We start from the raw sequence: 11,729 nt of genomic DNA, 5'->3' as shown, positions 1-11,729 counted from the left end.
CGGAAGTTTCCTACGCGTAAAAACGAATAGCAGTAGCTCACGCAGCTACTGCTAGAACTGATTTCTTCCATTGATTGCAAAGACAGCTTCCACAGGAGAATCAGTCTAAACACGAACATAAACCCCTTTTTTCAAACACCGCATCCCTTTAAGTTCTAGTGCATGGGAGTTATCACAGATAAAAACATGCCCTCCGGGTATGAGGATGTCTTGAGCATACTTACGGACAATATCGTGATACTCATTGGTTAATGATGCGATAACAATCGCATCTAACCTACTATTGTACTGATTAAAATTAACGTGGTCGAAGTTATTAAATGTGATTTTATTTTCTATTTTTCGATTGATGGAAAAATGACTATTCTTCATTTTAACTTTGTTAGACTCTAGATATTCAGCTAATTCACCTCGGGTGTTACTAAATAACCTTTCTTTGAAGTTCCCTTTACAGTTGATTTTTCTAAAACTACTGTTGTCAACCAAAGACATAATCCGACAAAAACCAGATGAGATCATCTCTGTCTTTTGTTCGTAATAAGAATGTAACATTGCCAATGAAAAACTATCGTAATATTGACCTGTATCTAAACAACAAATAAGTAAATCACTCCCCCGTATCTGCCTTTCGATCACAAGCTCACTGTAGTCTCTATATAATTCAGCGTTATAGAAAAAGTTGTCAGTTACCATATTTAAACCTTGAGGTTTTGTTTTACTCGATTTAAAACAGAGGCGAGTTAGCTAGTGGGATAAATTTTTTCGACAAGCGATAAATTCACACAAAAAACAAGATTATGTGGTAAGTCTGAATATGCCACTCCAACTTCACCAGTCACAAAGTTAACGGACTTTGCTATATCTTCTTGAAAGTGTTCAAGTACTAATTGCAATAAGCAATCTTTACCCAACATATCCATCAATACTCCTTTAGAGTTAGAACTGAAATTATTATATAAGTATAGAACCTAATAATGGTCAAACCTGAATATATATTTTTCAGATTAAATGCGATGTAAAGCAATGATTTTCAACTATATTAATTTATTTTTAAATTTGTCCACGCCCTTTACTTTTTCCGGCCATGAGTTCAAGTAATGAAAACCATGTATCCAAATCAACGAGGAAAATCGTGCTGACGCACTTTGGGGGCATGCGATGTGAAGTGTTATGAAGCACTATTCACCGCTTTTGGCTAAACCCCTTTATCACAAGGGGAATCTGGGGCTCTGAATGATTGGGGAACAAATAACGGAAGGCATAAGCGCCTTCCGTCGTTCAAGTAGGTGATAAGGTAAGTACTACTTACTTACGCTGATCATGTCGTTAAAGTAATCCACTTGCTCTGCCATGCTCACACTTTGGTTGTTATAGCCTAGCGCCCACATAAAAAAGCCACCGTAGCCGTTATCTTTCTGCCATTTAGCACGGTCTAGGTTGTTCTGGCGCGTTTCGACAAAGTTACCACCTGGCTCTGGTGACCACTGACTGTTTATCGTATTACCTAAAACAATCTTCGACTTGTCTCCAATGTACTCAGCGTAGTTTGCCATCGCGACTTCATATAAGAAGTTTCGACCCGCGTCGTATGTCATCACGTTAAAGAAATCGAAGTCGTTCTTGGTTGCTTTCAACAGATCAATCACTTCACCGTGGTGAGATGAACGGCCAGACTCTTCAATGTAAGAGCAGTTTTCAAACACGCTTGCATCCATACATTCAACAGGATCCGCGCCTACGTGGTAAGTCGTCAGAGAAAGAACCTTCGTATTGCCCACCTTCTCACGGATAAGCTTGATCAAAGCCGTCAAGTCTTGGTTCTCTTTGTCTGTGATTCGCGCCGCTTTCTCAAAGTCGAAGTCCAGGCCATCAATGTGCACATAACCCGCTAACTGGTACTTGCTGTAATCACAGCTGCCGTCTGAATGTGTTGCAAGACACTCGCCTTCCATTTCTTCAGGTTTGAGGTTCTTTTTGTAGACAGGGAATGGCGTATGCACCAAATCAACCAACCCATTAGCTACTGCTTCACGGCTTTCAGGCGTACCGATCGCCGACCAAATGCTTTCGTAAGTTTGACCACCGAACGCGACCATCATGGTCACATTTTCATTATCATGCTTGAGTGTTGACCACGCTAGATACTGTGTTGTCATCCAGTCCGGGCTATAATTCGGTGGTGTTAGCATGCCATCAGAGATCGTGATGTTACCGCTTGCGTCCCACTTACCAAATGACAATAGATAGCCATCACCTTCTGAGGTGAACAGCTCTTGGTAGTCATTCAAACCCCAAGACGTTAGATAACTGATAGAGCGATCAGGGTTATCGACTAAGCCGCCACCGCCTGTGCTTTCTTTGACCGTAATGTTAGACGTTGCAGAGGTTTGCTCTTGGTTGGACGTATTCACCGCTTTTGCCGTTACAGCATATGTACCCTGCTGAGCACCTAGCCATTCATATTCATAAGGTGCTTCCGAGTCTTTAAACAGCTCGTTACCGTTCGCGATGAAGCTAACCGAGGAAATATCCCCTTCGTAACTCTTCGCGTCTGCTTTGATCGAAATCGCACGACCTTCGAAGTAGCTTGAGCCGTCAACAGGAGATGCCAAAGAAACAACCAAGTCTTTATCGGTAATCGCTAAAGAAATTGGCGCCGCCTCCGCACTCGCACCTTGGTCATCGTAGGCAACAACCGTCAATGTGTATTGGCCTTCAACTTGGGCAGGCACCGTGATGGTGTAAGTATCTCCTTGTGAAGGCGTGTTTGATGTCGCAACCACTTGACCATTCAATTGAACATCAACGCGAGCAACTTCAGTATCATCCGATGCATCGACTACAACTTCGAATGCTTGGTTAGGTGCGATTTTCTGTCCATCTTGCGGTGATTGAACGTCCACCACTGGCATAGGGTTCGGATCACACTCACCCGCTTCATCCCATGCATCTTTCCACGCATCAGGATAACTTGGATGACCGGTTCCTGGTGTCCATACCGGGTTACCACACCAACCCGCTACCGTACATGAGTAGATATTGCCAATGTTAGTGACTTCATCACCGACTTTATAGGCCAGACCATCTTTGTACTGAGGTATGTCACCACAGCTGGTGCTTGTATCTGTCACCGTGATGGTTAAGTTCTTACTAGAGACATGTTGCTCGTCATCTTTTGCTTCCGCACGAAGCGTAGTAGAGCCTGCCGTTTGCGTTGTCCAGTCACAAGAGAAATCTTGGGTCGTTTTCGCATCAAGAGAACACACTTCTGAATCGTTAGCGAAGAACTTAACCGTCGCTAAGTCATCATCTGCATCTGTTACATGCGCTGAAATTGTGATGCTGTCACCTTTTTGGTGAGAAGAGCCTGCGTCTGGCGAGATAAACTCAATCACAGGTGGATTTGGCGCCGTCGATTCTGACTCTACCGTCACTTGAACTGCTTTTTCTGTGAGTTTATCGCCACTGTCATTGAAAGCCATCACAGTGATCGATGCTGCACCAACTTCGCTTGGAAGCCAAGCTTGTTGGTATTCTGTTGTACCTTCTACAACGTTTTGCTCACCTAATTTGGTACTGTTTGCCCAGAACTCGAGTTTGCTTGCACCCTCACCTTCGACACCCGTAATGATGTCAACATTCGTACCTGTGTAAACCACTGAGTTTTGAGCAGGCGCTAAAATATCCAGTGAAAATTCTGGTGGAGGAACCACTTCGCCATCCACTTTCACCACAACAGAATTCTCAAATGCGTTCAGATCTGTCAGTTCGCCACCGAAAGAGATAGTCAATGCCGCAGATTCACCTGAGGCCAGCTCACTATCAACCCAAGAGCCTTCTGGGAACGTCAACGTCACGGCGTTCAATACCCCATCCACTTGCGTCGTATGAGAGATTTCCCATGATGGGTAAGAAAGATGGTTCGACGCCCAGTTGATCTCGTTAATCGCTACTGGCAATAAAAATTCGATCACGGCTTCACGCATATCTGCGCTATCTGAGCCTGTATTTGTGATATCTAGCTTATAGGTGCTCCAGTATTCACTTTCTGACTGAGCTACTGCATCAGTACTGAACTCACTAGCCATGGCTTGTGAAATTGGATTCAACAATAAGCCAGAGCAAAGCATTGTTAGCCCTAACGCGCGATATCCAATAGAGTGAATCTGTTTAGCACTGCTCTTTCTTAGATACATACTTGATTCCTTAGTTTTATATTAATTATTTTATTTCTGCAATAAACCTTCAATTTGAAATTAATCCCACCCTTGCAAGCACACTTAATTTATACAAGAAATTAACCAGCAAGGAATTTAACTTTTACTTATTGAATAAATATCAAAGTTTATTTAATTATGAGATAAAGCCCAAAATTTCTGAAAATACAATTATGTAAGGCCCCTTTAAACCATGCACTTAGAATGAACTAAATTAGGTTAAACTAATTTATAAAAGGGAGGAGTGATTAAATTAAGCTGGATAAGAAAAGGTCTTGTCAGCATAACTAGCAGACAAAGAAAACCACGAACAAACCCAAACATTACAATAACTTAAATAAAAACACTCATCTAAAAGCATCTATAAAAAGAACAATTCTCATACTAACCATGAAGTCTATTTCGCTAAAAAAGGTTCATCGAACACTAACTCCCATCTAAATACCAAATTTTAATATGACGTTTAAATTAAAATAACAGTAACAACTCCAAGTTGGGTTTTATTTTTATTTTGAATTAAAGTCACAACTTATTCATGAGAAAGAGTCATGTATAAAACGGTATTATTTAGAGTATTAGTTCTATTTCCAACTGAATTATTCAATTAGAAATTTAATTATCTCTCTATGACTTCAATGTCTTCCATTAAAAACCGAACGTCACGCCTGTGTTTTATGCTTGTTCTGTATTTATTTTACCCGACGATTAAAAAGGCAAGCCGAAACCCGCCTCTCACAACTTCAAAAACAGCCTGATTTACCGTTTACATTAAAAGAATGGGCGACAACAGTCGGTGCATATGAACGCACGCTGTCTCGATTATGCTCGAAAGAGTTTTCTCAATCTTTTTCACAATGGCGACAAAACATTAGGCTAGTTTTATCTTTGCAGTTGTTAAGCTCGAAAATGAGCATTCAAGAAATTGCTATCAAATCGGGATATTCTTCTGATTCCGCTTATGTACAGGCATTTAAGAAATTGTTTAATCAGACACAAAAAAATACCGAACAGCAAACCTTTAGCACGTATTCTGATTCGTTGTTTTACAAACCCAAATGACACCTGTGATGATGTGACTCTTACCTAACCTTTTGTGGGGCAAATGCGCCCCTAGCCCAACTTGAATATCGGACATAGTTCGATCTTTGAGAGAATGGTTGATAACCTCAATCAGCTAACATGTTGTGAACTGACCACTTTTTAGAAGCACTCTAGATTGATAGACGATGAAAATTGCGATATTAGTTAGCTATGACTTAAGATTTTGGTAACACTCATGGCAGATAACACTATCGAAAAATCCGTTTCATTCGCCTCTGTCATTGATTTAGTAAATGCCTATTCACTGTTGCCTGCCGCTTTGCGTAAACAGGTCGAAGCATCTAATCACCTTAACGGTATAATCCTTGAGGCCATTAAAAATAGCGCTAAGCTATCGCTATCGAATCGGCTTCCAGAAAGCCAAATGGTTGCCTTATGGTCACTGCTCGAACAGCACCATCCGTCGCCCGAAATTGGACTCATCATTGGGCGAACTATATCCCATGAATCAAAAGGTGTGCTCGCGAGTTGGGTGAGCCAATGCGCGACGTTAAGGGACGCATTCAACACGTTCCAAAGTAATATTTTTCTGATGAATTCTTCGGAATGTTGGCAAGTGGATGACGATGGACAGCAGTGCCGCTTAACCCTCTCCATTGAATCACGCCATGATTACCCTAGAGCCGCCATTGAACGCAGCATGAGTGCAGTGGTGATGTGGGCAAGAATGCTGAGTGCCCATTCCTTCCCGCTAACCATAGCTAAGTTTGGGTATTTAGCTCCGCACTATGTGGATAAATATCAACCAGTTTTTGGAGAAACCATTGAATTTAACAGTGCTTATCACCAGCTGATATTTGAATCGAAATGGCTTAACCTTCCCATTGCGACAAGTAGTGAGTATCTGAAAACGATGATGGCAAAAACCGCACAAAGCCACCTTGAGACATTAACGCAAACCCAGCCTCTCCAGCAGCAAGTCAGGACCATAGTAGTAAACGGACTAGAAAATGGAGAACTACTTAGCATAGACAAGGTTGCACAGCAATTACACTTCAGCCGACAAACGCTCTACCGGAAACTGGAAAGAGAGCATACCTCTTTCCAGAGTATTCTTGATGATACAAGAAAGCAGTTAGCAGTCCGTTGGCTGACTCAAACCCCGCCTCCAAGCGTTACCGAGTTGAGCTATCGTCTTGGTTTTAAAGATACCAGCAGCTTCTACAAAGCGTTCAAGCGCTGGCACCAGGTTAGTCCTAAGGCTTACCTTTCGAGATAAACTGTTTAAACGCCTCTGCGGATCGCTCAGGGACCTCTTCCATCGGTAAGTGTCCAACGTCGTCATACACTACAGCATAAGAGCCTCGAATATCACGCTCAAACTTTCTCGCATTTTCAGCTGGAAAATAACGGTCTTCCTTCCCCCACAGAATAAGAGTCGGCTTGGCAATTTGTGTTATCTTATCCGAGTCCTGATCCAGCGATGCCTTGACGCGACGTGTGAATCCCTGTCGATTTTGTTGGTAGGTAGTCAGTTCGTAGTATCGATCAATCAACGCCGCATCCACAAGTAGCGGGTCGAAGTAAACTTCTTTAAGCCCATCTTCGAACATAAACCTTGGAGTGACATGTTCCATTATTTTGTCGATGACTGGCCACTGGGCCATCGCAATGCCTGGTGGCCACGATTTTTGTGGATACCCTAAGGAATTTATCAACGTAAGGGTTATAACCTGCTCTGGATGTTGTAAACCGTATTCCCAAACTATGCGTCCTCCTAAAGAGCTACCGACAAAATGTGCTTGTTCGATGTCGATCTCTCTCATAAAGGCACTTAAAAAGGCAATATCGTCAGCGATTTCGTACTGGTTTTGAGGCAGATGCCCAGTTAAGCCAAAACCCGGTAAGTCCATACGTACGACGCGATAGTCTTGTTTGAGGATTTGAGTCCATTGCTCCCACGCGTGAAGTGATGACGAAGTGCCATGCAATAAAATCACCACCTCACCCTGTCCTTCATCTCGATAATGCACTCGTTTGCCTTCAACAGTGGCAAATTTAGAAGCGTGATTTGTGTATTTCTGTTCAATGGCTTGCGAGCTATTTTGTGCGCCACATCCTTGCAGAAAAATGACCAAAGCCATTATTGGTGCCACATTCCAATTCATACTTCCCTCTCCTCATTTAATGTGCTTTCTAGCCTGGAGACTTGAGTGTAGAGACTATGGTGGTGAGAAATAGGTCTTAAGGTTGCAATATTGTGTTTTTAGGACTCATTTGACTTTAATGGGGGAAGAAGAAAGAAGGAGTTCAAGAGAAAGAGCGATTTGACACACGAACCAAGCCATGAAAGCTTGGTTTATGCTCGGCTAGGTAGCTGACTTTTGAAACATTAACAAGATGAAAAATCGAGCATTTTACGAGTCTAACCCCCGAAGGGGGGAGATGTTTGATGGATTTGTTACGTGTATTGCGCAACGTAGTCCGCAATATTGCCGCTAGCTGAGAAGTATTGGCTTATAGGTAAGTTTAAACTTTGTAAGTGTTGGACGTCAGATTAGTTATATTGGCTCTTCTCCGCTTTGTTGAGTCATAACGCAATACTTATGACTTCTACCATACTGACTAATAACCCTTTTTTAGTCAGTATGGATGAATCCTATTTTGACCCAGTTACTTTCTCAGCTTTTACATATTCAGGGGCAGGCAATCCAGTCGATTAAGGTCGATGAATCCACTCAAACTGTTGACGTTTACTGTCGTCGAGACCGACGATTTAAAGTGACCGACCCAAAGTCTAACCAAGCTTGCACCGTCAATACTTACGTTTCTCGAACCATTTATGACTTGCCGATAAGTGGCCGGTGTTGTCGAATTCATATTGAGCTTGCGCAAATCCGTACAACCGAAGGTGAGCGACGTATTGAAGAGTGTGACTTTGTAGAAAAAGGTGTACGTTATTCCAAACGATTCTGTGAACAAATTAGTGGTTTGTGCCGTCACATGCCCATCAGTGTGATTGCGAGACACTATGGACTTCGCTGGGAAACGATTAAGAATATTGACAAAGCGGCGCTGCGTCGAACGTTGCCACCCTCTGAGCCGTCAAAACTCCGTGGATTAAAACGGATTGGCGTTGATGAAGTCGCAAAAGCCAAAGGGCACGACTATATGACTGTGGTGTATAACATGGATAACGGCCAATTGATTTGGGTCGAGCATGGTCGTACACACCGCGTCCTCGAAGCCTTTCTCACACAACTTACCGAACAAACTGCCCAAGGGGTTCAGGCCGTTGCAATGGATATGGGGAAGGCTTACCAAAAAGCCGTCAGAGAAAACCTGCCGAATGCTGACATCGTTTTTGACCGATTCCATGTCGTCCAACAATATAGCCAACTCATTCGACGAGAGCGTTCGTATGAGTTCAAAAAAGCGGTCTGTAGAGAAGATAAAATGCTGATTAAAGGCTCGCTTTACCTTCTATTAAAGAATCCAGAAAGGCTGTCAAAAACCAAACGGACAAACTGAAAATGTTACTCAAAGCTAATCGCCGCCTGAGTGAAATCTACGTTCTTAAAGAGCAGCTAAAAAGTATCTGGCGAGCGGAAACCTATCAGCAAATGGCTTACCGTTTAGACGTTTGGTGTCAGTTAGCCAAAGCGACAAGAATAATGAGCGTGCAAGGTTTTGTATCCATGCTGCAAGACCACAAAGAAGGCATCTGTAACTTTGCAAAGTATGACCGATTAACCAGCTCTGTAATCGAGGCAGGCAATGTATCAATAGGATTGTTGCGCAGAAGAGCTCGCGGGATAAGAGATACCGAATACTTCAAACTGAAGATTAAACAGCTTTCAGTACCTGAGGTGAATTCAATGTTATACCCTTCTGTCAAGCTCATCTAAGCGGAGAAGAGCCGTTATATTTGATCAAAATTCCGCCAACATAGAGCGTAAGTGTTTTGGCGAAACTAGTAATGGGATACTTTCGAGCTAGAAAGTGCCACGGGTAAAAATTCAACCTGAGAAGCTTTTGGACAAAAGTGTGTTTTGGCTTAGGTCAAAACACACTTAATTATGTTAGTGAACCTAATGCATCTCATTACTCAATATTATTTTGACCATGAGCAACATACCCCACAGAGTAAACTTCACCGCTACTATCATCAATACCTTCTGAGCTACTCAACCACGTTAAACCGAGCGTTTCCCACGAGATATAATCTAAGCCGTGTACATCTGTATGTTGGTTGACTTTATTATGAATACACGCAAGAGAATGGTGCGAATCAGGAACGTTTGGCTCGTCGTCAACGAACCAAATATCAACCTTTGGGCGACCGAATTGTTCGCAAAGAGCTTTGAATCCATCACTTTGGAGAAATAAGACCATTGCGTGATGATCTCTCCAAACATAAAACGGGGCGTAGCTATTCATCTGATTTTCATAACTTTTCGCGTCTTTACGCGAATAAAGATAGGCTTTAAAAATTAACCCTGGGAACCCATCTAATAAGTGACCTTTTTCCTTGATACGAGCTTCTATTTTTTCCATAGGATAATCAGACGGGAGAACGATTTTATATTGCATTGCTATCATTGTATTATCTCCATTTCATCTTTCCATGACTGACCAGAGGAAAAAGACCAGTCTTCTGGGCCATTGAATTGAACAATGACCATGATATCTTCTTTACGAATGGGGGGTTGGGCCTGAAGTTGCTCACACAACGCTTTGTACAAGGCTCGCTTTTGTTCATGGTCACGTGATTTTCCAGCGAATATGTGAAACAAAATTCCAGATTCACTACGACTTTGAGCCAGATTTGGATAATTCGAATTAAAAACCTTTTGCTGTGGGGCATGAATGTCGAATATTTGAAAACAGTCTCCATTCGGTACTGCAAAATAAGCTTCTAAACATTGCTGGAGAATGTATGATATTTGATGCTTATATTTTTCAAATAACTCATTACCTATAGAAATTCGTGTCATTGGCATTTGTCATTCCTCTTGTGGTCCATCTCATCTAACCGCTCAAGTGCAGAAGCCGTTACAGGCCAACCTGCATAAAAAGCAAGATGAGTCATTGTTGCACTCAGTTCTTTTACTGTCAGCCCGTTGCTGAATGCCCGAGCTAAATGACCCGGTAGTTGTTCCACACGATTTAAGACCACTAACGCGGTGATGGTTATCAGACTTCTATCACGAGTGCTCAGACTCTCATCACGCCATATCTGTCCAAATAAGATATCTTCCGTAACTTTATGAAATTGTGGAGCAATTTCAGCAAACAGTTTCATTAAGTATTGTTCTTTTGTATCCATATATTTCCCCTGTTTTTTCGTCTACTGGAAAAGAATAAGTTGATTTTTTAATATAAAAAATCAAAACTATTTTGATATACAGTTTCGATTTTCAGGATAGTTGAACATGCGGAGTCTGGATTTAGATGCCTTACGATGTTTTGTCTTAGGAATTGAGTTAGGCAGCTTTGCAGCTGCAGCTGAACGACTTAATCGTTCACCCTCTGCGGCCAGTGCCCAGTTAAAAAAGCTCGAACAGCAGTGCCACACGTCATTAGTGACCAAAATCGGCCGCCATCTAGAGCCGACTGAAGCAGGTGAAATTATTCTGGCTTATGCCCGTCGCATGCTTCAGTTAAATGACGAAGCTTTAAACCAGTTAGTGGAAAATTCATTGACGGGGAAAGTGGTTTTTGGCTTACAAGAAGATTTTAGTGACGTACTATTGCCTCAGTTGCTAGGTGTATTCTCTCGCTCACATCCAAATTTACAATTGCAATCCATTGTTGGGCGCCATCAGGAGTTGATGGATGGCATTCAATCTGGTGAGTTAGACTTTTCATTGGGCTGGAGAGGTGAAAAATCGGCGCCATATAGTGAACTTCTGGCAGAATTACCACTGTACTGGTATGGGCCATCAAATAAATATCTTAAAGAATCCATTAATATTTCTAAACCTGTACCACTAGTCATGCTTGATGGTTCTTGCATTATCAGACAACAAGCCATAGCAGCATTAGATCGCGAGGGGATTCCATGGAAAATTACCTTTGTTGGCCGAAGTCTGAGTAACTTATGGAGCGCTGTTGATGCTGGCTTAGGAGTTACGGTTCGCTCTTCTTTCAGTCACCCGGATACTATTAGTAAGTTGGATGGTTTGCCGGTCCTTGGAAAACTTAGGTTGTGCCTCGATCGTAATCAATATAAGTTAGAAAAAGTACAGGAACAATTGTATGACGAATTAAAACAACAGCTTACACTCTATATCAAAAAGTAAAGTGATTGAATTGCTGACAGAATTGGGGACATAAAAGTCCACACTATGAGCAAGCCTGAGTCAGATCTAATGATTAGGTAAACTAATCTAAAATCACATTAATTCGATGTGAATGAGTATTTGCTCTAACAAGCTTTGGGGCAAAAGTGAGTTAGGGGCGAAGCTC

The 11,729-nt window shown here is 42.1% G+C and carries 9 protein-coding genes and 2 pseudogenes; 4 read left to right on the top strand and 7 right to left on the bottom strand.

What is annotated here, in order from left to right:
* Positions 1-105 precede the first annotated feature (105 nt).
* The 3 genes from CWO13_RS07775 to CWO13_RS07765 form a co-directional block, all read right to left on the bottom strand.
* Positions 106-693 (bottom strand): SAM-dependent methyltransferase, encoded by a 588-nt coding sequence (locus CWO13_RS07775; protein WP_108082736.1) that lies wholly within the window; start codon positions 691-693, stop codon positions 106-108.
* A gap of 47 nt (positions 694-740) precedes the next feature.
* Positions 741-920, bottom strand: a complete 180-nt coding sequence (locus CWO13_RS07770) for a hypothetical protein (protein WP_102431307.1) — start codon at positions 918-920, stop codon at positions 741-743.
* 381 nt (positions 921-1,301) lie between these two features.
* The gene (locus tag CWO13_RS07765; protein ID WP_108082735.1) at positions 1,302-4,196 is read right to left on the bottom strand and encodes an Ig-like domain-containing protein; all 2,895 of its coding nucleotides are present in this window, start codon (positions 4,194-4,196) and stop codon (positions 1,302-1,304) included.
* Positions 4,197-4,952: 756 nt separating this feature from the next.
* Here CWO13_RS07765 and CWO13_RS07760 point away from each other — a divergent pair.
* Both CWO13_RS07760 and CWO13_RS07755 read left to right on the top strand, forming a co-directional pair.
* Positions 4,953-5,239: pseudogene (locus tag CWO13_RS07760) on the top strand (helix-turn-helix domain-containing protein); the annotation flags it as partial.
* A gap of 254 nt (positions 5,240-5,493) precedes the next feature.
* Positions 5,494-6,537 carry an AraC family transcriptional regulator gene (locus CWO13_RS07755; protein ID WP_102431681.1) on the top strand — a complete coding sequence of 348 codons (1,044 nt, stop codon included), beginning with the start codon at positions 5,494-5,496 and terminating at the stop codon, positions 6,535-6,537.
* Here the strand turns inward: CWO13_RS07755 and CWO13_RS07750 are convergent.
* Complete coding sequence (locus CWO13_RS07750; protein ID WP_108082734.1) at positions 6,515-7,426, bottom strand: alpha/beta fold hydrolase; 912 nt, start codon at positions 7,424-7,426, stop codon at positions 6,515-6,517. The genes CWO13_RS07755 and CWO13_RS07750 overlap by 23 nt on opposite strands.
* Positions 7,427-7,922: 496 nt before the next feature.
* Here CWO13_RS07750 and CWO13_RS07745 point away from each other — a divergent pair.
* A pseudogene (locus tag CWO13_RS07745) lies at positions 7,923-9,166 on the top strand (ISL3 family transposase).
* Between the two features lie 196 nt (positions 9,167-9,362).
* Here the strand turns inward: CWO13_RS07745 and CWO13_RS07740 are convergent.
* Genes CWO13_RS07740 through CWO13_RS07730 form a run of 3 tightly spaced genes read right to left on the bottom strand, consistent with a single transcriptional unit; the run spans position 9,363 to position 10,587 of the window.
* Positions 9,363-9,860 (bottom strand): DUF4865 family protein, encoded by a 498-nt coding sequence (locus tag CWO13_RS07740; protein ID WP_102431750.1) that lies wholly within the window; start codon positions 9,858-9,860, stop codon positions 9,363-9,365.
* Positions 9,857-10,261 (bottom strand): tautomerase family protein, encoded by a 405-nt coding sequence (locus tag CWO13_RS07735; protein WP_102431749.1) that lies wholly within the window; start codon positions 10,259-10,261, stop codon positions 9,857-9,859. The genes CWO13_RS07740 and CWO13_RS07735 overlap by 4 nt, the downstream gene beginning before the upstream one ends.
* On the bottom strand, positions 10,252-10,587 hold the full coding sequence (locus CWO13_RS07730; protein WP_102431748.1) for a carboxymuconolactone decarboxylase family protein: 336 nt from the start codon (positions 10,585-10,587) through the stop codon (positions 10,252-10,254). Before CWO13_RS07730 ends, CWO13_RS07735 begins: the two co-directional genes overlap by 10 nt.
* Positions 10,588-10,693: 106 nt before the next feature.
* On the opposite strand from CWO13_RS07730, the gene CWO13_RS07725 reads away from it, so the two are divergent.
* The gene (locus tag CWO13_RS07725; RefSeq protein ID WP_058118981.1) at positions 10,694-11,563 is read left to right on the top strand and encodes a LysR substrate-binding domain-containing protein; all 870 of its coding nucleotides are present in this window, start codon (positions 10,694-10,696) and stop codon (positions 11,561-11,563) included.
* The last annotated feature ends 166 nt before the right edge of the window (positions 11,564-11,729 follow it).

The sequence above is a fragment of the Vibrio sp. ZF 223 genome (genome assembly GCF_003050585.1).
Taxonomy (GTDB): Bacteria; Pseudomonadota; Gammaproteobacteria; order Enterobacterales; family Vibrionaceae; genus Vibrio; species Vibrio crassostreae.
This window is presented reverse-complemented; position numbering and strand designations above follow the sequence as displayed.

What these genes read in the sequence shown, in the direction of transcription:
- CWO13_RS07775 (WP_108082736.1), bottom strand. Translation starts at nt 693, where the DNA reads ATGGTAACTGACAACTTTTTCTATAACGCTGAATTATATAGAGACTAC.
- CWO13_RS07770 (WP_102431307.1), bottom strand. Translation starts at nt 920, where the DNA reads ATGGATATGTTGGGTAAAGATTGCTTATTGCAATTAGTACTTGAACAC.
- CWO13_RS07765 (WP_108082735.1), bottom strand. Translation starts at nt 4,196, where the DNA reads ATGTATCTAAGAAAGAGCAGTGCTAAACAGATTCACTCTATTGGATAT.
- CWO13_RS07755 (WP_102431681.1), top strand. Translation starts at nt 5,494, where the DNA reads ATGGCAGATAACACTATCGAAAAATCCGTTTCATTCGCCTCTGTCATT.
- CWO13_RS07750 (WP_108082734.1), bottom strand. Translation starts at nt 7,426, where the DNA reads ATGAATTGGAATGTGGCACCAATAATGGCTTTGGTCATTTTTCTGCAA.
- CWO13_RS07740 (WP_102431750.1), bottom strand. Translation starts at nt 9,860, where the DNA reads ATGATAGCAATGCAATATAAAATCGTTCTCCCGTCTGATTATCCTATG.
- CWO13_RS07735 (WP_102431749.1), bottom strand. Translation starts at nt 10,261, where the DNA reads ATGCCAATGACACGAATTTCTATAGGTAATGAGTTATTTGAAAAATAT.
- CWO13_RS07730 (WP_102431748.1), bottom strand. Translation starts at nt 10,587, where the DNA reads ATGGATACAAAAGAACAATACTTAATGAAACTGTTTGCTGAAATTGCT.
- CWO13_RS07725 (WP_058118981.1), top strand. Translation starts at nt 10,694, where the DNA reads ATGCGGAGTCTGGATTTAGATGCCTTACGATGTTTTGTCTTAGGAATT.